Raw genomic sequence first — 19,949 nt, forward strand, 5'->3', positions numbered from 1 at the left:
GCCGCGCGGAGGGAACACTGGAGGAATCGTGTCCGCACGCACCGTCTCGACCCGACGCACCCTCACCGCCGCCGCGGGTGCCCTGCTCGCCACCGGCGCCCTGCTGTCGGTGTCCGCCTGCGGTGCGGGGCAGATCTCGCAGACCGCGAACCAGGTGGCCGCCGTCAACGGCGCCAACCACAACTACGTCGACCAGAAGAAGGTCCTGAGCGACGTGCACGTGCTGTACCCGGTGACCAACGGCCAGGGCAAGCTCGCCTTCGTGCTGAGCAACATCGACCCCGACGCCAAGAACGGCGGCGACCGCCTCGTCGCGATCACCGATCAGAACGGCCGCAACGCCACCATCAGCGGCGACACCTCGCTGCCCGCCGGTACCTCGCTGTACGGCTCGGCGCCCCTGAACAGCGACGAGAGCTCCGACATCACCCGCCTCAAGGTGACCCTGCCGGTGGACGGCTCGTGGCGTCCCGGCCTCACCAACGAGCTCACCTTCCACCTGCAGAAGGCGGGCGCGCTGAAGATCGCCGTGCCGCTCGACGCCGGTGCCCTTCCCGCCTCGGCCGCGGGCATCACCGTGACCGGCGACACCGAGGTCGGCGGCAAGGGCGGCGGCCACTGAGCCGCGCCCTCCTAGGCCGGGCGACCGGCCGGAGAACCCCGAGGTAGATCACCATCGCCAAGCCGAAGGTGCAGTACACCTGCTCCGAATGCGGCCACACCGTGGCCAAGTGGGTCGGCCGGTGCCCGTCGTGCGGCGCCTGGTCCACGATGGAGGAGGGCACCCCGGTCCGCGCGGGCGGCGCTTCGGGTCCCGCCGCCAACGTGGGGCTCACATTGCCCACGACGCCGGCGGTCCCGATCACGAAGATCGATCCGAACTCCACCCGCGCGCTGCCGGTGGGCATCGGCGAACTCGACCGCGTGCTGGGCGGCGGCATCGTGCCCGGTTCGGTGATCCTGCTGGCCGGCGAGCCCGGCGTCGGCAAATCCACCCTCCTGCTGGAGGTGGTGCACCGCTGGGCGTCCACCGGCCGCGGAAAGTCGCTGTACGTGACGGGCGAGGAGTCCGCCGGCCAGGTGCGGCTGCGCGCCGAACGCACCGGCGCACTCAACGACAAGCTGTACCTCGCAGCGGAATCCGATCTCGGCACCGTGCTCGGCCACGTCGAGCAGATCTCCCCCACCCTCATGGTGGTCGACTCCGTGCAGACCCTCTCCGCCTCGGGCGTCGACGGTGTCCACGGCGGCGTCACGCAGGTCCGCGCGATCACCGCGACGCTCACGTCCCTCGCCAAGGCGACGGGCATCGCCGTCATCCTCGTGGGGCACGTGACCAAGGACGGCGCGGTGGCCGGGCCCCGCTCGCTGGAGCACCTGGTGGACGTGGTGCTCAGCTTCGAGGGCGACAAGCACTCCACGCTGCGCATGGTGCGCGGCATCAAGAACCGCTTCGGCGCCTCCGACGAGGTGGGCTGCTTCGAGCAGCGCGAGTCCGGCATCGTCGAGGTCACCGACCCGTCGGGCCTGTTCCTGCACCATCGCGACGAGGCCGTCCCCGGCACCGCGGTCACCGTCGGGCTCGACGGTAAGCGGCCCATGCTGGGCGAGCTGCAGGCCCTCGTGACGCCCACCCCGCTCCCCCAGCCGCGACGCGCGGTCTCGGGTCTCGACGGGGCGCGGGTGGCGATGATCCTCGCGGTGCTCTCCCGCTACGGCGGCGTCGAGAACCTGCCGCAGAAGGACGTGTACACCGCCACCGTGGGCGGCATGAAGATCACCGAGCCCGCCGCGGATCTGGCGCTGGCCCTGGCGATCGCGTCCGGCAACGCCGATAAGGCGCTGCGCCCGCACACCGTGGTGCTGGGCGAGGTGGGCCTGGCCGGCGAGGTGCGACGGGTCACCGGACTCGAGCGCCGCCTGGCCGAGGCGCACCGGCTCGGCTTCACCCACGCGATCGTGCCGCCCTCCCAGGAGAAGCTCCGGGTGGGCGATATGCGGATCGCCGAGGCCTCGACCGTGGCGGACGCCGTCCGCCTGTCGGGGCTGCGCAAGGGTTAATCTGAGCCGCATGGACCTCGACGTCGCGGACGACGCCTTCGCGGGCAACACCGCGCTGCGGGACACGGTGATCCGGCTGGCGCCCGGCACCGGCCTGCGCGACGGCATCGAGCGGATCCTGCGCGGCCGCACCGGCGCCCTCATCGTGCTGGGCTACGACGAGGCCGTGGAGCGGATCTGCGACGGCGGCTTCCACCTGGACGTCGAGTTCGCCCCGACGCGGCTGCGCGAGCTGTCCAAGATGGACGGTGCGGTGGTGCTGTCCACCGACGGGGCGCGGATCGTGCGGGCGAACGTGCAGCTTGTGCCCGATCCGGCGATCCCCACCCAGGAGTCCGGCACCCGGCACCGTTCCGCGGAGCGCGCGGCGGTGCAGACGGGGTTCCCGGTGATCTCGGTGAGCGCGTCGATGTCGATCGTGCACGCCTACGTGGGCGGCGTGCGGCACGTGGTCGAGGACGCGGCGCCGATCCTGTCGCGGGCCAACCTCGCGATCGCCACGCTGGAGCGGTATCGGCACCGGCTCGACGAGGTGTTGGGCGAGCTGTCGCGCGCCGAGATCGAGGACGTGGTGGCGGTGCGCGAGGTGACGCACGTGGTGCAGCGCCTGGAGTTGGTGCGGCGCCTGGCGATCGAGATCGAGCAGTCGGTGCTGGAGCTGGGCACCTCGGGGCGGCAGATCGCGCTGCAACTGGAAGACCTTCTGGGCGAGTCCGTCTCACTACGCGAACCGGTGCTGCGGGACTACCTCCCCGGCGATGCGGATGTGAGCGAGGTGGTGGCCCGGATCGACGCGCTCACCGATGCCGATCTGCTGACCGCGACCACGGTGGCTGCGGCCCTGGGGTTCTCGGGCACCGTGGAGGCGCAGGACGAGCCGGTCTCGCCGCGCGGCTACCGGCTGCTCGGTTCGGTGCCCCGGCTGCAGCGACACCAGATCGATGCGCTGGTGGCGGCTTTCGGCTCCCTGCAGACCCTGCTCGCCGCATCGGCCGCGGATCTGCAGGCGGTGCCCGGGGTGGGCGCCGTGTGGGCGCGTCAGGTGCGTGAGGGACTCTCGCGCCTGTCCGAGCTCTCGGTGGAGCGCTACTAGCCGCCGGGGGCCGGGGCGGGAGCGGGCTCCGGCGCTGGCTTGGTCACGTTGAACGTGACGGGCGCACTACGCTTGGCGCCGAACTGGGCCACCACCTGGTAGGCGCCGGGGGCCACCGGGACGCGCTGCGCCTGGCAGCCGGGCGCCGAGGTGGTACCGGCCCACTGCAGCTTGTACCGGATCTGCTGGCCCGGCTGCAGCACCTCGTTCTTGATCTCCGGCTGGAAGGTGCAGTCGAAGTTCGACCACAGCTGCTTCGAGCCGTCGAGGGTGAGCACCATCAGCTGCTGCTGGCCGGTGCCGATGTCGCGCCCGCAGGGCACCGAGCCGGCGTTGGTCACGGTGGCCTCGAAGGTCGGCTGCTCGCCGACGGCGTAGGAGGGCTTATCGGCCGCGACGACCACCGAGATGTTGGTGTCCGGGCAGGGCCCGCCGGCGACGACTGCGCCCGGAGTGGGCACACCGGCGCCGGGCTGGCCGGATTGCGGGGCGCCCGAGGCGGCGCCGGACTGCGGGGCACCCGACTGGGCCGCGCCGGACTGGGGTGCACCGCTCTGCCCGCCCGCCGAACCGCCTCCGGGCGCCGCCGATTCACCGCTCGAGGGCGGCTGCCCCGTGGGCAGGTCGGTGGTGGTGGCCGCCGAGGAGTTCGCCGCGGCGGGGTCCGACGAATCCTTGCCGCCGCCGACGAAGACGATCAGCAGGACCACCACGAGCACCGCCAGCGCCGCGAGAGCAGCGGCCAGCACGCGGCGGCGCCAGTAGATCTCGGGCGGCAGGGGTCCGTTGGGTTCAAGCACGGTTCAACGGTAGCGTTTCCGCGGCCTAGGGCCGCTGACCTGCGGCGGCGTGTCGAGAAGTCAGGCCGGATCGACGGCCTGGAAGGGCGTCGTCGGCGCCTCGCCGATGTCGCCGACCACGCTGCGCAGGTGCACCTTGCCCTCGGCCAGCTCGTAGGTGAGGCCGACGATGGCCACGCGGCCGTCCGCCACGTGGTCGTCGATGATCCGCGAGCGCTCCCGGAGCAGCAGCGCCGTCTCCTCCACGTGCTGCGCGGTGAACTCGTTGACCTCGGTGAGGCCCTCGCGGCGGCCGGCCAGGATCGACGGGGCGAGCCGCTCGACGATGTCGCGGATGTACCCCGGGGGCATGGTCCCGGTGTCGAGCGAGTTCACGGTGGCGGCGACGGCGCCGCAGCTGTCGTGGCCGAGGATGGCGATCAGCGGGACGCCGAGCACCTCGATCGCGTACTCGATGGAGCCGAGCACGGCGGAGTCGATGATGTGGCCGGCGGTGCGCACCACGAACATGTCACCGAGGCCCTGATCGAAGATCACCTCGGCGGCCACGCGGGAGTCGCCGCAGCCGAACAGGACCGCGGTGGGGGCCTGGCCTGAGGTGAGTTCGGCGACGCGGGAGGCGCCCTGGTTCGGGTGGATGGACGCGCCCTCCACGAATCGCCGGTTACCGTCACGGAGGGCGCGCCAGGCGCCCGGAGGTGTCGAAGTAGGCATGGGTTCATACTGCCTGGTGTGCACCGCCACCACGACTCAGGCCCGAAGATCGCATCGGATTTCACATCGGTTCTTCACTGGTTCGACGTAGCCGAGCGCGATCTCCCGTGGCGCGCCGAGGGGGTGACGCCGTGGCAGATCCTGATGAGTGAGGTGATGCTGCAGCAGACCCCGGTGGTGCGCGTCGAGCCGGTGTGGCGCGAGTGGGTGCGGCGGTGGCCCACCCCCGCCGACCTCGCGGCCGCGACCGGTGCCGATGCGGTGCGCGCGTGGGGCAAACTCGGCTACCCGCGCCGCGCGATGCGGTTGCACGCCTGCGCGCAGGCGATCGTCGACCGGTTCGACGGGGTGGTGCCGGACTCCGTCGAGGATCTGCTGGATCTGCCCGGGATCGGGGACTACACCGCCCGCGCGGTGGCCTGTTTCGCCTTCGGGCAGGACGTCCCGGTGGTCGACATCAACGTGCGGCGCGTGCTGGCCCGCGCGGAGGCGGGCGAATCGGATGCCGCGGCTCCGTCGGCCAAGCGCGATCTCGCCGCCGCGACGGCGGTACTGGAAACCGTTCCGGTGCAGCGTCGCCCGAGACTGTCCGCCGCGCTGATGGAGTTGGGCGCGCTGGTGTGCACGGCGCGCTCGCCGCGATGCGAGGCCTGTCCGATCGCTGAGGGATGCGCGTGGCTCGCGGCGGGCGCACCGGCGGGCACCGTCGCGCCGCGGAAGGTGCAGAAGTACGAGGGCACGGACCGGCAGGCCCGGGGTCGCCTGCTGGACGTGCTGCGCGCCGCCGACGGTGCGGTTCCCCGTGCCGCGCTCGATGTGGCCTGGGAGCGCGATCCCGCGCAGCGCGACCGCGCGCTGGATTCGTTGCTGGTGGACGGACTGATCGAGCAGACCCGCGACGGCCGGTTCGCGCTGGCCGGGGAGTCCTGAAACTTTTTCTACACTCATGTAGGAATTGGTGATAGATTCGCACCATGAAGCTCTCAGATGGTCCCTTGCGCGTCACCGACCAGGGATTCTTCGGCCCCGAGTCCCCCACCTGGAGGGTGTGGGCCGCGCCCACCGCCCTGATCGGCTTCCAGCGCTCCGTGGTGCTGGAGCACTTCGATCCGAACCTCACCGCCGCGGTCGCCGATTCGGGCGGCATCTACACCGATCCGTTCGGCCGGCTCGATCGCACGCTCGCCTACTTCCTGGTGGTCGCGACGGCCGATTCACGCACGGCGATCGCGGCGTCCGAGCACCTGATGGACGTGCACCGCAAGGCCACCGGCATCGAGCCGGTCACCGGAAAGCGGTACAGCGCCAACAATCCCGCCTCGCAGCTGTGGATCCATGTGACCGGCTGGCACTCGGTGCTCAAGTGCTACGAGATGTACGGGCCCGGTCCGCTCAGCGCGGAGGACGAGGCGCAGTACTGGCGCGACTGCGTGACGGCCGCCGAGCTGCAGACCTGCGATCCCGCCGATGTGCCGTCGTCGCGGGAGGAGGTGCGCGCGTACTTCGACCGCGTGCGGCCGAGCCTCGCCCTCACCGAGCGCGCCCGCCGCGGCATGCACTACCTGCTGCGCCCGCGTGAGCGCGGCGTGCGGTTGCGGGTCGGTGGATCGCTGATCGCCCCGGCCACGATCGCCACCCTGCCGCGGTGGATGCGGGAGGTGGGCGGTTTCGACCAGCCGCGGCTCGTCGACGCCGCATACCCGCAGGCCGTGCGCCTGGCGGTGCGTGCGGCATCGGCCCAACACGCCGCGGGCACCGTCCGGCTCGGGGCGTTCGTGGCCCCGATGACGGGCGACATCCTGCGCCGGCATTTCGCCCAGGAGCGCGAGCCCAGCAGCGGCACCGTGACCCCGGCGCAGGCCCGGGAGCGGTACAGCCGCGCGAGCGCCTCGTAGTGTGGTTTCCATGACCACTCCTACCTATGTTGTGACCGGCGCGAACGGCGGCCTCGGCCAGGTCGTCACGCGCCGCCTCGCCGCCACCGGCGGCCGCGTCGTGATGGCCTGCCGGGACGTCGACGGTGCGCAGCGCATCGCCGACGGGATCGACGGTGACGTCACCGTCGGTGAGCTCGATCTGGGCGATCTCGATTCCGTGCGCGCCTTCGCCGACACCGTCGGCGAGGTCGACGTGCTGGTGAACAACGCCGGCCTGATGAACATCCCGCTCAAGCGGACCAAGCAGGACTTCGAGATGCAGTTCGGCGTGAACCACCTCGGGCACTTCCTGCTGACCGGGCTGCTGCTCGACCGGCTCACCGATCGCGTGGTGGCCGTCTCCTCGGTGGCGCACCGGCAGAACTACCGCTGGCGGATGGACGATCCGAACTACGAGCACCGCAAGTACCTGCGCAGCGAGGCCTACGGCCAGAGCAAGCTGGCGAACATGATGTTCGCGCGCGAGCTGCAGCGCCGGTTCGAGGCGGCGGGTTCGGACAAGCGCGCCTACTACGTGCATCCCGGTGTCTCGCCCACGGGCCTGTTCACCCGCACCGAGACCCCGCTCGACCGGGTGGCCCGGCAAGCGGTCTCGCTGCTGTCGAATCCGCCGGAGCAGGCCGCCGAGGCGCTGGTGCTGGCCGCCACCGATCGCGATCTCGATCCGCACCCGTGGTGGGGTCCGAGCCAGCTGTTCCAGACCCGCGGCCGGGTGGGTAAGTGCTCCACCACCGCGGAGTCGAAGGACACCGCGAAGTGGGCCGAGCTGTGGGACGTCTCCGAGCGACTGACGGGCTTCACCTACCCGGTGTGAGCCCCCCGCGGAATGGGGGCGCACCGTCGGGCGTTGGACCGGATATGCGCGTGGACGTCTGGACCGATATCAACTGCCCCTTCTGCTACATCGGCAAGGCCCGATTCGAGAAGGCCCTTGAGGGCTTCGAGCACTCGGGTGATGTCCAGGTGATCCACCGATCGTTCGAGCTCGACCCCTCGGCGACGCCGGGCTCATCGGAGCCGGTGGTCCCGATGATCGCGAAGAAGTACGGCATCAGCGAGGCCGAGGCCGCGGCGAACGAACGCGGCCTCGGCGCGCAGGCGCAGGAACTGGGACTGCAGTACCAGGTATCCGGTCGCGACGCCGGCAACAGCTTCGACATGCACCGGCTGCTGCACTGGGCGCTGGAGCTCGGACGCCAGGAGGCTCTCCTGGACGCCCTCTACGCGGCGAACTTCGCCTCGGCCGACCCGGCCTTCGGCGATCGCGAGCGCCTGGTGGCGATCGCCGAGTCCGCCGGGTTCGACGGTGCCGCCGCCCGCGCCGTGCTCGACGACGAGACCGCCTACGCCGATGCCGTCCGCGCCGATGAGGCCACGGCCTCGAAGATCGGTATCAACGGCGTGCCCTTCTTCGTCTTCGACGGCAAGTACGCCGTCTCGGGTGCACAGCTGCCCTCGGTGTTCACCCAGGCGCTCGATCGCGCGTGGGCGGACCGCCCCGAGCCGCTCACCGTGATCGGTGACGACGATGCCTCCGCGTGCGGTCCCGACGGCTGCGAGCTGCCCGCCCGCGACTGATTCAGGGCGCGGCGAGCTTCTCGACGGCCGCGGCCAGCGCGGCATCGTCGATCGCCACTGCGGCGGCGTCGCTGCCGCCGGTCAGGACATCGCCGTGGATCAGGGCCAGGATCTCGATCAGGAGCGTGGGCGCCGGGACGGCTGCCGTGACCTTCCCCGCCTTCTGCGCGGCCTGCAGCGCCTCGATCTTCTTCACGTTCGATCCGGCCGTGGACTCCAGTTGCACGAGCTCGCCCGGGCATTCGAGCGCGTGCCACAGGACGAGTCGCATCAGTTCGGGGTGCGACCGGTTGAACCCGCGCAGGCGCACGGCGTAGCCGGGGAGATCGTCGGCGGTGAAGGGCACGGTCTCGAGCAGATCGGCCACCCGGAACTCGATGACGGCGTCGAAGAGCTGGCGCTTGTTGCCGAAGTAGGCGTAGATCAGCTGCTTGTTGGCCTCGGCCGCGGCGGCGATCCGGTCCACGCGCGCGCCGGCGAGCCCGTACTCGGCGAACTCGGTGGTCGCGGCGTCCAGCAGGCGCGCCTTGGTGGCGGCAGCGTCGCGCTGCTGCTTAGCCGCGGGCGGCATCGCGCGGCAAGTCGGTTCCGGTCACCTCCGCAGCGTACTTCCACAGCCGCGCGGCGACGTCGGCGTCCCGCATCCGGGCGTTCTTCTTCGTCACCCCGGCGGGACCGACGAGGCCGAATCGTCCCTGCGGACCGTAGTACTCGCCGTTGCGTGCGGCCGGATCGCTCGCCGCGTACAGGAGCGGCTCGGCGCCCTGCTCGGGCTGCTGCGAGGGCAGGAGCCTGCCGCCGAAGCGGGTGATGATGGATTCCCGGACATCGCTCGCGCCGAGGCTGGCACCGGCGGTCTGGAGATTGGTCTGGGTGTAGCCCGGGTGCGCGGCATCGCTGAGCAGGCCCCAGCCGCGCCGATCGCTCTCGGCGGCCAGGTGATTGGCCATCAGCAGATCGGCCAGCTTCGACTGGGCGTAGGCGCGTGACGGCGAATAGCGCTGCACCGATTGCGGATCGGCGAAGTCGATGCGGCCGAAGTTCGCCATTCCGGAGCTCATCGTGGTCACCCGCGGTGCCGCCGACTTCAGCAGCACGGGCAGCAGCAGATTCGTCAGGGCGAAGGGGCCGAGGAAGTTCGAGCCGAATTGCAACTCGAATCCGTCGGCGGTCTCGAACCGCTCGGGCGGGGTCATCACGCCCGCGTTGTTGACGAGCACGTCCACCGCGACGCCGTCGGCGATGATGCCGTCCGCGAAGGCCCGCACCGAGGACAGGTCCGCGAGGTCGAGGCGGCGTACCGCGATATCGGCGCCGGGCACCTGAGCGAGGATCTCCGCGCGGGCGCTCTCGCCCTTCTCCGGGGTGCGCACCGCCATGATCACCGTCGCGCCCGCGGCGGCGAGCCGTTTCGTCGCCTCCTTGCCGGTTCCGCTGTTCGATCCGGTGACCACGAAGGTCGTGCCCGACTGGTCGCTGACCTGGTACATCTCGTTCTCCTTCGATTCAACTAACTGGTTAGTTGAAAGACTAGACCCGGGAGCCACACCTGTCAACCAACCAGTTAGTTATTTCTTGTCGGGTTGGCAGCGCGGACACCACCAGATGGTTCGCTCCGCCTCCCCCACGGCGCCGAGCGAGCCCGCGACGATCGCCGTGCCGCACCGCAGACAAGATCGCCGCGCACGGTCGTAGACGAAGGCGCGCAACCCGTTTCGATCGACGCCCGTGGTCACCCGCCTGCTGCGCCCCAGGTTCGCGCGCAGCAGGCGCGCGGCCTCGTCGGCCCAGCCCCGCAGATCACCGCAGTCGGCGACGGGAGTCGCCGGGTGCGTACCGCGCACGAAGCACAGCTCGTTGCGATAGACGTTTCCCACACCGGCGAGGGCGCGCTGGTCCAGCAGCGCGAGGCCGATGGGGCGCGCAGGATCGGCGCCGAGGTTCGCGGCGGCGCGCTCGGCGTCCCAGTCCGGGCCGAGCGGATCGGGCCCGAGGTGGGCGAGCGCACCGTCGACCGCCTCGGTGGCGAGCACCTCGAGAAGGCCGAGTGAGAAGCCCACCACCTGCGCACCCTCGACGGTGAGCACCGCGCGGGCGGTGTGCCCGGGCTTCCGCCAGCGCTCGCCGGGCCGGTACACGTGCCACTGGCCCTCCATCTTCAGGTGGCTGTGCAGCGTACGGTCGCCGAGCACGATCAGCAGGTGCTTGCCGCGGGCGGTCACGGCGTCCACGGTGCGGCCCGTGAGGTCGACGGTGGCGTACCGCGGCACGCGCAGATCACAGCCGGCGAGCTCCCGCCCCACGAGGACCGGCCGCAGCCGGGCGGCCAGGTTGTGCAGGGTGTCGCCCTCGGGCATCGCTAGTCCAGGCCGGCGAGGAAAGCCTCGACGGCGCCGCGGTAGCGCTCCGGGGCGTCGTCGTGGGCGAGGTGTCCGGCACCGTCGAAGACGGCGTACCGCAGGTCGGGCCCCGTGTACTCACGCACCATGCGCGCGCCGACACCGGGTGGGACGACGGAGAACTCGGCCTCAATCAGCAGGGTGGGAGCGGCCACGGCGCGCCACTGATCCCAGTGATCGCGCGGGCCCCAGTGATCCGCGATCGAACGGAAGGTGTCCAGATCGCCGTGCAGCACACCGTCGTCGAAGGCCTCGTAGAAGTAGCGCCCGGCCACGGGGCCGAACATCGCCTCGCACTGCGCCTGGGAGGCGAACCGCGAGGGCCAACTGGCGAACCACGGCGCCCAGGTGTCGGTGGACTGGCCGGTGAACTCGGGCGACATGTCCTCGACCACCAGCGCATCGACGAGTTCGGGATACTCGGCGGCGGTGCACCAGGCGTGCAGGCCGCCCATCGAATGACCGATGAGCACCGCCGGCCCCTGATCGAGCAGCGTGAGGATCTCGGCGACATCGGCCACGAAGCGCTCGGTGGAGATGTCGCCGGCGGGCAGCGGGAAGCCCGCTCCGCGGTGGAATTCGGCGTCGAAGGTGAACACCCGGCCGTAGCGCCGCAACCAGGGGATCTGCCGCCGCCAGGTGCGGCCGCGGCCCATCAGGCCGTGCAGCAGCACGATCGGCCGGCCGTCTTCACGGCCACCCCAATCCCGCAGCCCCACACACTCATCCACAGAGACCAACTTACCGGGCTATGTTGGACGCATGTCGGTAGTGAAGATCAACGCCATCCATGTCCCCGAGGCCGCGGGACCCGAGCTCGAGAAGCGGTTCGCGAACCGCGCCCACGCCGTGGAGAACTCGCCCGGCTTCCTCGGCTTCCAGCTGCTGCGCCCCGTGAAGGGCGACGACCGCTACTTCGTGGTCACCGAGTGGGAGTCGGAGGAGGCCTTCGCCGCCTGGCGCGACGGCCCGGCGCGGCAGGCCCATGCGGGTGAGCGTGATCCGAACGGCGGCGAGGGCCGCAAGCCCGTCGCCACCGGCGCCGATCTGCTCGAGTTCGAGGTCGTACTGAACGTCTCGGCCAAGCCCGCACAGTAGCCACACCGGCGCGGCTCGCCGCGAGCGCGGCGAGTGATTTCCGAACAGTTCTCCAACCATGGTTGTTCGAGTTGGTGTGATCGCATATGGTGCGGGCATGGCTACAAGAACTGCTGCTCTCCGTCAGGACATCGAGACCAAGACCAAACAGGCCTGGTGGTCGCTGCTCGCGCTCGGAATCCTGTCGATCCTCTTCGGCGTCGTCATCCTGGTGTGGCCCGGCCCCACGACCCTCGTCGCCGGAATCATGTTCGGGATCTTCCTCATCGTCGGCGGTCTGGTACAGATCGTCGAAGGCATCATGGGCGATTCGGACAACCGCCTGCTGTCGATCGTCAGCGGCGCGCTGGCGCTCGTGCTCGGCGCGTTCTGCTTCCGTGACGACATCGCCAACTCCGTCGCGGTGCTCGGCGTCTTCATCGGCATCAGCTGGATCTTCGGCGGCGTCTGGGGCGTGACCGCCGGCGTTGCGGGCCAGCACCTCCCGCATCGCACCTGGACCATCATCGCGGGCGTTCTCACGCTGATCGGCGGCTTCGTCCTCATCGCCAGCCCGTGGGACAGCATGATGGTCCTGATGCTGGTGACCGGCATCTTCGCCATCGCGATCGGCCTGGTGGAGATCGTGGGAGCCTTCCGCCTGCGCAGCGCAGCGAAGGAGGTCGCCCAGAAGGTCGACGATGTCACCGGCAAGATCGACGCCACCGTCGGCCGGGTCGAAGGCGCTGTTACGCAGCGTCTCGACGGCATCAGCGATCGCGTCCAGCAGCACCGCACCACCGATGGTGCCCAGACCGACGGGGACAAGACCGACGGTCAGTAGTCCCCCCGAAACGTCAGCGGCCCCCTCGACCTCACGGTCGTGGGGGCCGCCGGCGTGAGGGCCGCCGCAGTGGTTCAGAGCCAGGCGCCGGCGTCCCAGGTGAGGAAGGACTCCAGGCTCGCCGCGGGGTGCAGGCGGGGATGCTCGGTGGACAGGTAGGCGCCGCGGTAGAACAGCAGCGGCTTCTCCTCGCTGACCGTGCCGAGCGAGTGCACGCGGCCGATCGCGATGTGATGATCGCCGCCGTCGAGCACGTTCTCCAGGGTGCAGTCCATCCACGTCAGCGAGCCGTTGATCGTGGGGTTGCCGAGCGGCGAAGGACTCCAGTCGAGCCCCTCGTACTTGTCGTCCACAGACCTGCCGAAGGCGGCGCTCACCGACTCCTGCGCGTGCCCCAGCACGGACACCGAGAAGGTTCCGGAGGTCTCGATGTGCTTCCACGTCCGCGAGGTCTTCATCGGGCAGAACAGCACCAGCGGCGGGTCCAACGACAGGGCCGCGAACGACTGGCAGGCGAAGCCGACGGGCTTCCCCTCGGCCGAGGTCGTGCCGATGATCGTGACCCCGGTACAGAACTGTCCCATGACGTGGCGGAAGGTGCGTGCATCGAAATTCGGCTCGTCCGGCCCCGGTGCAGTCATATGTCGAACCTACTCCGGCACCGATTCTCACCCGCACGCGGAATCGTGATGTTCGCCACCGGCCGCTCAGGCGCCGAGCAGGATGGCGCGCTCCACGGGGGTGTGATCGTCGTCGGACCGCGCCAGGTCGGTGCGGTACCGCGGCAGGAGCGGGGGCTGCGCGAGGAACCGCGGCAGGCGTCCGGCGCCGGGACGGAGCGGCTGCGCCGCGTGGACCAGGAAGGGATGGCAGAGGTAGACATCGCCCGCCGAACCCGTCGCCCGCACCTCGGGGCAGTCCTCGGTGGACCGGTACTCGTCGCTCATCGCGAAGACCTCGACGCCGGTGTCGCCGTAGCGCTGCAACTCGTCGGCGATCCGCCGGTGCGAGCCGACGCGGATGCGGGTAGGCGCATCGTCGGGCCCGACGTCGGAGAACAGGAACAGCATGAGCAGCGCGCGCCCGTCGCTGCGCCGGTTCACGCGCCAGCGCAGGAAGTTGGTCGGATCGTCGCCCGGGAAGCCCGCGTCCACGTGCCAGCCCGTGTCGACCGGATCCTCGTCGGACGGGAACCGCACCGGGAAGGTGCCCAGCGAGATCCGCGGCAGCCACCGCCCGGCCCCCACGAGCTGATCGGCGGCGGCGCGGATCGCGGGCGCGGTGGCGGCGGTCCGGAAGGGCTCCTCGCCGTGCTCGCCGAGGCGCACCACCGGCTGTTCCCAGGTGGACGGTGCGTCCGGGCGGCACCCGGCGGTGACCGCGAGGTCGTCCCACAGGATCTCGCGCCCGGCGGCCGCGGTCTCGGGCGAGAACGCGGCGTCGAGCCGGACGAAGCCGTCGCGGACGAAGGCCTCGACCTGCTGCTCGGTGAGCACGTGGTTCCCCTCAGTCGGATTCACACCCGACTGTGTCATCGACGCCCACATCAGCGCGACCGATTTTTCCCGCGACCGCGGATCAGTCCGCGAGGACGAGCCCGACGGTCATCCCCGGCACGGTGACCGCGCAGAGGGAGACGAATATGCGCAAGTAGTACAGCGCGGATTGCCGAAAAGTACGGTTACTCAAGGCGTCTACCTCCACCTCGGACCAGCGGATGTGATGCTTCGAGGCTACGCCCGTGTTTGCAATCGCGCACGATGAATAGGGCTGCTCCGCCGATCGCGACAATCCCGGACAGAACCGGGACACGAAGAAAGGGGCCGCCATCCGATGTGGATGGCGGCCCCTTCTCGTTCGATCTGCGCGGCGGTTACGCCGACTCGCTCGGCGACGACTCGCCGGCCAGTGCGGGCACCGCGTCGTCGGAGGACTCCGACTCGACCGGCGCCGGCTTGGGCTTGCCGGAGAAGACGAACTTGGCGTCCTCGCCCTTGCCCTCGCCGTCCCAGCCGTCGACGTCGACCACGACGACCTGGCCGGGGCCGAGCTCGCCGAACAGGATCTTCTCGGACAGGTTGTCCTCGATCTCCCGCTGGATGGTGCGACGCAGCGGACGGGCACCGAGCACCGGGTCGAAGCCGCGCTTGGCGAGCAGCGACTTGGCCTGATCGGTGACCTCGATCTCCATGTCCTTGTTCTTCAGGGCCACGGCCACGCGGCTGAGCATCAGGTCGACCATCTCGATGATCTGCGACTGCGTCAGCTGGTGGAAGACGACGATGTCGTCGATGCGGTTGAGGAACTCCGGGCGGAAGTGCTTCTTCAGCTCGTCGTTGACCTTCTGCTTCATCCGGTCGTAGTTCGCCCCGTCGGAGTCGCCCTGGGTGAAGCCCAGGCCGACGGCCTTCGAGATGTCGCCCGTACCGAGGTTCGACGTGAAGATCAGGACCGTGTTCTTGAAGTCCACGGTGCGGCCCTGGCCGTCGGTCAGGCGACCGTCCTCCAGCACCTGCAGCAGTGTGTTGTAGATCTCGCTGTGCGCCTTCTCGATCTCGTCGAAGAGCACCACGGAGAAGGGCTTGCGGCGCACCTTCTCGGTGAGCTGGCCGCCCTCCTCGTAGCCCACGTACCCGGGAGGGGCACCGAACAGGCGCGAGGCGGTGAAGCGGTCGTGGAACTCGCCCATGTCGATCTGGATGAGCGCGTCGTCCTCGCCGAACAGGAAGTTCGCGAGCGCCTTCGACAGCTCCGTCTTACCCACACCAGACGGGCCGGCGAAGATGAACGAGCCCGAGGGGCGCTTCGGATCCTTCAGGCCCGCACGCGTACGACGGATCGCCTTCGAGACCGCCTTGACGGCGTCCTCCTGGCCGATGATCCGCTTGTGCAGCTCGTCCTCCATGCGGAGCAGACGGGTGGTCTCCTCCTCGGTGAGCTTGAACACCGGGATGCCGGTCCAGTTGCCCAGGACCTCGGCGATCTGCTCCTCGTCGACCTCTGCCACGACGTCCAGGTCGCCCGCGCGCCACTGCTTCTCACGCTCGGCACGCTCCCCGATCAGCTGCTTCTCCTTGTCGCGGAGCGAAGCGGCCTTCTCGAAGTCCTGCTCGTCGATCGCCGATTCCTTCTCGCGGCGAGCGTCGGCGATCTTGTCGTCGAACTGACGCAGGTCCGGCGGAGCCGTCATGCGACGGATGCGCATCCGCGCGCCCGCCTCGTCGATGAGGTCGATCGCCTTGTCCGGCAGGAACCGGTCGTTGATGTACCGGTCCGCCAGGGTGGCGGCGGCCACCAGGGCGCTGTCGGTGATGGAGATGCGGTGGTGCGCCTCGTACCGATCACGCAGACCCTTGAGGATCTCGATCGCGTGCTCGACGCTCGGCTCGCCCACCTGGACGGGCTGGAAGCGGCGCTCCAGGGCGGCGTCCTTCTCGATGTACTTGCGGTACTCGTCGAGCGTGGTGGCGCCGATGGTCTGCAGCTCGCCACGGGCCAGCTTCGGCTTCAGGATGGACGCGGCATCGATGGCACCCTCGGCGGCACCCGCGCCGACGAGCGTGTGCAGCTCGTCGATGAACAGGATGATGTCGCCGCGGGTGTCGATCTCCTTGAGCACCTTGCGCAGGCGCTCCTCGAAGTCACCGCGGTAGCGCGAGCCGGCCACCAGGGACCCGAGGTCCAGGGTGTAGAGCTGCTTGTCCTTGAGCGTCTCCGGGACGTTGCCGTTGACGATGGCCTGCGCCAGGCCCTCGACCACGGCGGTCTTGCCCACGCCGGGCTCGCCGATCAGCACCGGGTTGTTCTTGGTGCGCCGCGAGAGCACCTGCATGATGCGCTCGATCTCCTTGGACCGGCCGATGACCGGGTCCAGCTTGCCCTGCGCGGCGGCCGCGGTCAGGTTCCGGCCGAACTGGTCCAGGACCAGGGAGGTCGACGGTGTGCCGGCCTCGCCGCCACCTGCGGCGCGGGCACCGGCACCGGCGGGCTCGCCGCCCTCCTTGCCCTGGTAGCCCGACAGCAGCTGGATGACCTGCTGGCGCACCCGGTTGAGGTCTGCGCCGAGCTTCACCAGCACCTGGGCCGCGACGCCCTCACCCTCGCGGATGAGGCCGAGCAGGATGTGCTCGGTGCCGATGTAGTTGTGGCCGAGCTGCAGCGCCTCGCGCAGCGACAGCTCGAGGACCTTCTTGGCACGCGGCGTGAAGGGGATGTGGCCGGACGGGGCCTGCTGGCCCTGACCGATGATCTCCTCGACCTGGCTGCGCACACCCTCCAGGGAGATGCCCAGCGACTCGAGAGCCTTCGCGGCCACGCCCTCACCCTCGTGGATGAGGCCCAGCAGGATGTGCTCGGTGCCGATGTAGTTGTGATTGAGCATCCTGGCTTCTTCTTGCGCCAGGACGACGACGCGACGAGCGCGGTCGGTGAACCTCTCGAACATGGCCATTTTCCTCACATCCCGGTTACGACGGGGACCGGCTGGCGGCCTGTCCCGTTGCTAGCCGTCTGCAATTGACGTCTTATCACTGTAGTTCTTCACTGGTCGGCCGGGTTGGGGCGCGTGCCCCGTGAGCGGCATTGCCGTCCGCTCCCCTTCGCCGTCAGCTCTGGATACACCAGGTCAAACGCACTCCCGGCGGGTTTTGATCCCCGTTCCGCCGTGAGCGAAAACGGACGGGAACCGGCCCGGAACACACGTCGCCCCGGTGCGCGGTGCGCACCGGGGCCACGTGGCTTCGTTCTAGTTCGCCTCGTTGTAGGCGTCGATCACGTCCTGGCTGATCCGGCCGCGGTCGTTGACCTTGAGACCGGCGCCGCGCGCCCAGTCGCGGATCGCGGCGCTCTGCGAGCGATCGATCGGGGTGCGGCCCCGGGGCGCCGCCGCGGCGCGGGCTCCACGCTTACGGCCACCGCTGCGGCGCGCACTCGCGATCCAGGTGTCGAGCGACTCGCGCAACTGCGCCGCATTCTTCGCCGAAAGATCGATCTCGTACGTGACACCGTCCAGACCGAATTCCACGGTCTCGTCGGCGGTCTGCGTGTCGTCAACGTCGTCGACAAGAGTAACGGTGACCTTGCGCGCCATGTTTTGCCCTCTTCTAGTCTCGTGTCAATGTCGGATTACGTACCGAAACACGAGTCTATACACGAAATCGCCAATACCGCGATTCCGTCGGTCATTTTTTGTAGCGATTCCGTAACGATTCACATTTCATTGGCGTACTAATTCGGTTGAATCCGGTCTTCTCCGACCAGTTCCCGTACACGTTCCGCGCCGATCGCGAGCAACAACGTGGGCAGTCGCGGGCCGGTGTCCCCGCCCACCAGCAGGCGATAGAGAAGCACGAAGAATGCGCGTTGCGCTGCACCGAGTTCCTTATCGCCCTTGACGATCTGATCGGCGCCGAGGCCGCGCTGCACCTTCGCCACGCCGTACACCTGGTGGGTGATCCCGGCCAGGGTCCAGTCGTCCTCCAGCCGGCCCAGGCCGGCCGGCGCGGGGGTCCCGGAACCGTCGAGCAGCAGCCGCAGCGCCGCTCGCTCCTCGTCGCCCAGGGCGGTCAGCGCGGCGGCGTCCCGCTCCGCCCGGACCACGGTGCGTTCCTCGGCCGGCATCTGCTCGGCGACCCACGCGGTGGCGCGGTCCAACCGCGGGCGAAGTACATCGAGGCCGGTCAGGGGCTCATCGGGCTCGAGGGCGCTGAGGATACGGAGCGTCTGCTCGTCGTCGCCGGTGGTGATATCGACCACCGAGGCGAGCGTGCGATAGGGCATCGGGCGCGGCGTGAGCGGCAGCTCCCGGACCGCGCCGGCGGCCGGATCGGCGACCGAGGCGGCGCGCGCGTAGGCCGCGATATCGCCGGGCTGCGCCTTGTCGCCGCTCACCTTGCGGGTCAGCGCATCCCATTCGTCGTACGTGCGCGGCAGCTCGCCGTCGAGCGCCACATCGAAGGACTGATTGGGCTTCTTGCGTCCGTACAGCCAGCGCAGCAGGGGCGGCTCCAGGTATCGGAGCGCAATCGCGGCCGTCGGAACTCCGCCCTTCGACGACGACATCTTCGCCATTCCGCGGATACCGACGAATGCGTACATCGGCCCCAGCGGGCGCCGCCATCCGAAGATCGGCGCCACATCCTTACCTACCGCGAACGAAGAACCGGGAGATTGATGATCCACACCGGAGGGCTCGAATGTGATCTTCTCGAAAGCCCAGCGCATGGGCCAATCGACCTTCCACACCAGCTTGCCGTCGGTGTGCTCGCGCAACAGCACCGTCTCGGTGTGACCGCAGCGACACTGATATTCCAATGCCGTCGACTCGTCGTCGTATGCGATGACGGTGGTGAAATCCGTGCCGCACACCGAGCAATAGGGCTTATACGGGTAGTAACCCGAATCGCCGGACCCGTCGGCCTCCTCGGCCGAGCCCGACGCGGCATCGGCGGCCTCCGCGGCGGCCGCTGCTGCGTCCGAATCGGTGGCGCCACCCTTCTTCGCCTTGTCGAGGGTGCGGTAGCGCTCGAGGATCGTGTCGATCCGGCGGCGCTCGGACATCGCGTGCAGCACGCGGTCGGTGTAGGCGCCCGAGGTGTACATCTGCGTCTGGCTGATGCCGCGGTAGGTGACACCCAGTTCGATGAGGGCGGCCTCCAGCTCGCGCCGGAAGTGCTCGGCCCAGTTCGCGGCGTCGGAGCCGTGCGGTGCCGGCACCCGGGTCAGCGGCTTGCCGATGTGCTGCTCCCAGGACTCGTCGACACCGTCGATCTTGGGCACCTTGCGGAACCGGTCGAAGTCGTCCCACGAGATGATGTGCTCGACCGCGATGCCGCGGCGGCGCAGCTCGTCGGCCACCAGATGCGGCACCATCACCTCGCGGAGGTTGCCGAGATGGATCGGGCCGGACGGCGAGATGCCCGACGCCACCTTCACCGGGGTGTCGTTCTGCTCGGCGAAGGCGACCGCCTCATCGGCGAGGCGGGTCACCCAGTCGTCCAGGGGCGCATTCAGGGCTACGGTCACGGACCGTGATACTACCGCCGATACCACCGCCGAAAGGACCGGCGGCTCACGCCTCGTGGGCGGCGAACTGCGCGACGGCGCGACGGTAGGACTCGGATCCCGCTCCGGTGCCGCCCGCGGCGCGCAGTGTGAGGGCGCGGAAGCCGCCGTCGACCGACGAGGCCTGGACACCGCGGTCGCGGAGCCGGGTGGCGATCGCGGCGGCGGTGGCGCCGTTGCCGCTCACCAGGGTCCAGCGGGCGTCCGGTCCGGCGGCGGCGAGGCTGGTGCTCAAGCCGGGCACGAGGCGGGCGATCACGGCCGCGGCGTCGAGGGCGACGGCGCCGGTCAGGATGCCGTCGCGGGTGCGTTCGGACTGATCGCGCAGGTCGACGAGGATCGATCCATCAGCGGGGGTGAAGTGCACGGGGTGCATCGAAGATC

Annotated in this window: 21 protein-coding genes; 9 read left to right on the forward strand and 12 right to left on the reverse strand. The window is 69.8% G+C overall.

Features of this window, described 5'->3' with window-relative positions:
* The first annotated feature begins 28 nt into the window (after positions 1–28).
* The 3 genes from ABD108_RS05035 to disA are packed head-to-tail and all read left to right on the forward strand — an operon-like array spanning position 29 to position 3,154.
* Entirely contained in the window at positions 29–622 is a 594-nt protein-coding gene (locus tag ABD108_RS05035; RefSeq protein ID WP_305110208.1) for a hypothetical protein, read from the forward strand.
* A gap of 53 nt (positions 623–675) precedes the next feature.
* Entirely contained in the window at positions 676–2,061 is a 1,386-nt protein-coding gene (radA, locus tag ABD108_RS05040) for a DNA repair protein RadA (RefSeq protein WP_220658477.1), read from the forward strand.
* A 10-nt stretch (positions 2,062–2,071) separates the two neighbouring features.
* Entirely contained in the window at positions 2,072–3,154 is a 1,083-nt protein-coding gene (gene disA, locus ABD108_RS05045; RefSeq protein ID WP_220656672.1) for a DNA integrity scanning diadenylate cyclase DisA, read from the forward strand.
* On the opposite strand, the gene ABD108_RS05050 is transcribed toward disA, so the two are convergent.
* Complete coding sequence (locus ABD108_RS05050; protein WP_343929630.1) at positions 3,151–3,954, reverse strand: BsuPI-related putative proteinase inhibitor; 804 nt, start codon at positions 3,952–3,954, stop codon at positions 3,151–3,153. The two genes, disA and ABD108_RS05050, sit on opposite strands and share 4 nt — an antisense overlap.
* Positions 3,955–4,014: 60 nt before the next feature.
* Positions 4,015–4,668 carry a carbonic anhydrase gene (locus ABD108_RS05055; protein ID WP_343929632.1) on the reverse strand — a complete coding sequence of 218 codons (654 nt, stop codon included), beginning with the start codon at positions 4,666–4,668 and terminating at the stop codon, positions 4,015–4,017.
* Between the two features lie 144 nt (positions 4,669–4,812).
* Here ABD108_RS05055 and ABD108_RS05060 point away from each other — a divergent pair, with 144 nt between their 5' ends.
* The 4 genes from ABD108_RS05060 to ABD108_RS05075 are packed head-to-tail and all read left to right on the forward strand — an operon-like array spanning position 4,813 to position 8,183.
* On the forward strand, positions 4,813–5,598 hold the full coding sequence (locus ABD108_RS05060) for an HhH-GPD family protein (protein ID WP_425579761.1): 786 nt from the start codon (positions 4,813–4,815) through the stop codon (positions 5,596–5,598).
* 44 nt (positions 5,599–5,642) lie between these two features.
* Entirely contained in the window at positions 5,643–6,563 is a 921-nt protein-coding gene (locus tag ABD108_RS05065; RefSeq protein WP_343929635.1) for an oxygenase MpaB family protein, read from the forward strand.
* Positions 6,564–6,573: 10 nt separating this feature from the next.
* Entirely contained in the window at positions 6,574–7,419 is an 846-nt protein-coding gene (locus tag ABD108_RS05070) for an SDR family NAD(P)-dependent oxidoreductase (RefSeq protein WP_305110211.1), read from the forward strand.
* A 44-nt stretch (positions 7,420–7,463) separates the two neighbouring features.
* The gene (locus tag ABD108_RS05075; protein WP_343929637.1) at positions 7,464–8,183 is read left to right on the forward strand and encodes a DsbA family oxidoreductase; all 720 of its coding nucleotides are present in this window, start codon (positions 7,464–7,466) and stop codon (positions 8,181–8,183) included.
* A gap of 1 nt (position 8,184) precedes the next feature.
* On the opposite strand, the gene ABD108_RS05080 is transcribed toward ABD108_RS05075, so the two are convergent.
* The 4 genes from ABD108_RS05080 to ABD108_RS05095 all read right to left on the reverse strand — a co-directional run bounded on the left by ABD108_RS05080 (position 8,185) and on the right by ABD108_RS05095 (position 11,313).
* Complete coding sequence (locus ABD108_RS05080; RefSeq protein ID WP_343929639.1) at positions 8,185–8,754, reverse strand: TetR/AcrR family transcriptional regulator; 570 nt, start codon at positions 8,752–8,754, stop codon at positions 8,185–8,187.
* Positions 8,738–9,673: an SDR family oxidoreductase gene (locus ABD108_RS05085; RefSeq protein ID WP_220656678.1), complete on the reverse strand. Its 936-nt coding sequence runs from the start codon at positions 9,671–9,673 to the stop codon at positions 8,738–8,740. Before ABD108_RS05085 ends, ABD108_RS05080 begins: the two co-directional genes overlap by 17 nt.
* Before the next feature lie 78 nt (positions 9,674–9,751).
* Positions 9,752–10,540, reverse strand: a complete 789-nt coding sequence (locus tag ABD108_RS05090) for an Fpg/Nei family DNA glycosylase (RefSeq protein WP_343929641.1) — start codon at positions 10,538–10,540, stop codon at positions 9,752–9,754.
* A gap of 2 nt (positions 10,541–10,542) precedes the next feature.
* On the reverse strand, positions 10,543–11,313 hold the full coding sequence (locus ABD108_RS05095; protein WP_343929643.1) for an alpha/beta fold hydrolase: 771 nt from the start codon (positions 11,311–11,313) through the stop codon (positions 10,543–10,545).
* Between the two features lie 31 nt (positions 11,314–11,344).
* Here ABD108_RS05095 and ABD108_RS05100 point away from each other — a divergent pair, with 31 nt between their 5' ends.
* Positions 11,345–11,680 (forward strand): antibiotic biosynthesis monooxygenase family protein, encoded by a 336-nt coding sequence (locus ABD108_RS05100; RefSeq protein WP_220656681.1) that lies wholly within the window; start codon positions 11,345–11,347, stop codon positions 11,678–11,680.
* 97 nt (positions 11,681–11,777) lie between these two features.
* Positions 11,778–12,503, forward strand: a complete 726-nt coding sequence (locus ABD108_RS05105; RefSeq protein WP_220656683.1) for an HdeD family acid-resistance protein — start codon at positions 11,778–11,780, stop codon at positions 12,501–12,503.
* A 74-nt stretch (positions 12,504–12,577) separates the two neighbouring features.
* Here ABD108_RS05105 and hsaB read toward each other — a convergent pair whose 3' ends face one another.
* From hsaB to ABD108_RS05135, 6 genes are all read right to left on the reverse strand, one after another.
* Entirely contained in the window at positions 12,578–13,144 is a 567-nt protein-coding gene (gene hsaB, locus ABD108_RS05110; protein WP_220656684.1) for a 3-hydroxy-9,10-secoandrosta-1,3,5(10)-triene-9,17-dione monooxygenase reductase subunit, read from the reverse strand.
* A 66-nt stretch (positions 13,145–13,210) separates the two neighbouring features.
* Positions 13,211–14,023: a phytanoyl-CoA dioxygenase family protein gene (locus ABD108_RS05115; protein WP_255585538.1), complete on the reverse strand. Its 813-nt coding sequence runs from the start codon at positions 14,021–14,023 to the stop codon at positions 13,211–13,213.
* Positions 14,024–14,376: 353 nt separating this feature from the next.
* Positions 14,377–16,947: an ATP-dependent Clp protease ATP-binding subunit gene (locus tag ABD108_RS05120; RefSeq protein WP_220656685.1), complete on the reverse strand. Its 2,571-nt coding sequence runs from the start codon at positions 16,945–16,947 to the stop codon at positions 14,377–14,379.
* A gap of 300 nt (positions 16,948–17,247) precedes the next feature.
* A complete protein-coding gene (locus tag ABD108_RS05125) occupies positions 17,248–17,592 on the reverse strand; it encodes a histone-like nucleoid-structuring protein Lsr2 (protein WP_220656686.1) in 345 nt (114 codons plus the stop codon).
* 137 nt (positions 17,593–17,729) lie between these two features.
* Complete coding sequence (lysS, locus tag ABD108_RS05130; protein ID WP_343929645.1) at positions 17,730–19,526, reverse strand: lysine--tRNA ligase; 1,797 nt, start codon at positions 19,524–19,526, stop codon at positions 17,730–17,732.
* A gap of 46 nt (positions 19,527–19,572) precedes the next feature.
* The gene (locus ABD108_RS05135; RefSeq protein ID WP_220656688.1) at positions 19,573–19,941 is read right to left on the reverse strand and encodes a rhodanese-like domain-containing protein; all 369 of its coding nucleotides are present in this window, start codon (positions 19,939–19,941) and stop codon (positions 19,573–19,575) included.
* Between the last annotated feature and the right edge of the window lie 8 nt (positions 19,942–19,949).

The sequence above is a fragment of the Tsukamurella strandjordii genome, from assembly GCF_039525985.1.
Lineage (GTDB): Bacteria > Actinomycetota > Actinomycetes > Mycobacteriales > Mycobacteriaceae > Tsukamurella > Tsukamurella strandjordii.

What these genes read in the sequence shown, in the direction of transcription:
- ABD108_RS05080 (WP_343929639.1), bottom strand. Translation starts at nt 8,754, where the DNA reads ATGCCGCCCGCGGCTAAGCAGCAGCGCGACGCTGCCGCCACCAAGGCG.
- ABD108_RS05070 (WP_305110211.1), top strand. Translation starts at nt 6,574, where the DNA reads ATGACCACTCCTACCTATGTTGTGACCGGCGCGAACGGCGGCCTCGGC.
- hsaB (WP_220656684.1), bottom strand. Translation starts at nt 13,144, where the DNA reads ATGACTGCACCGGGGCCGGACGAGCCGAATTTCGATGCACGCACCTTC.
- ABD108_RS05065 (WP_343929635.1), top strand. Translation starts at nt 5,643, where the DNA reads ATGAAGCTCTCAGATGGTCCCTTGCGCGTCACCGACCAGGGATTCTTC.
- disA (WP_220656672.1), top strand. Translation starts at nt 2,072, where the DNA reads ATGGACCTCGACGTCGCGGACGACGCCTTCGCGGGCAACACCGCGCTG.
- ABD108_RS05125 (WP_220656686.1), bottom strand. Translation starts at nt 17,592, where the DNA reads ATGGCGCGCAAGGTCACCGTTACTCTTGTCGACGACGTTGACGACACG.
- ABD108_RS05055 (WP_343929632.1), bottom strand. Translation starts at nt 4,668, where the DNA reads ATGCCTACTTCGACACCTCCGGGCGCCTGGCGCGCCCTCCGTGACGGT.
- ABD108_RS05060 (WP_425579761.1), top strand. Translation starts at nt 4,813, where the DNA reads ATGAGTGAGGTGATGCTGCAGCAGACCCCGGTGGTGCGCGTCGAGCCG.
- ABD108_RS05085 (WP_220656678.1), bottom strand. Translation starts at nt 9,673, where the DNA reads ATGTACCAGGTCAGCGACCAGTCGGGCACGACCTTCGTGGTCACCGGA.
- ABD108_RS05075 (WP_343929637.1), top strand. Translation starts at nt 7,464, where the DNA reads ATGCGCGTGGACGTCTGGACCGATATCAACTGCCCCTTCTGCTACATC.
- ABD108_RS05100 (WP_220656681.1), top strand. Translation starts at nt 11,345, where the DNA reads ATGTCGGTAGTGAAGATCAACGCCATCCATGTCCCCGAGGCCGCGGGA.
- ABD108_RS05105 (WP_220656683.1), top strand. Translation starts at nt 11,778, where the DNA reads ATGGCTACAAGAACTGCTGCTCTCCGTCAGGACATCGAGACCAAGACC.
- ABD108_RS05090 (WP_343929641.1), bottom strand. Translation starts at nt 10,540, where the DNA reads ATGCCCGAGGGCGACACCCTGCACAACCTGGCCGCCCGGCTGCGGCCG.
- ABD108_RS05135 (WP_220656688.1), bottom strand. Translation starts at nt 19,941, where the DNA reads ATGCACCCCGTGCACTTCACCCCCGCTGATGGATCGATCCTCGTCGAC.
- ABD108_RS05120 (WP_220656685.1), bottom strand. Translation starts at nt 16,947, where the DNA reads ATGTTCGAGAGGTTCACCGACCGCGCTCGTCGCGTCGTCGTCCTGGCG.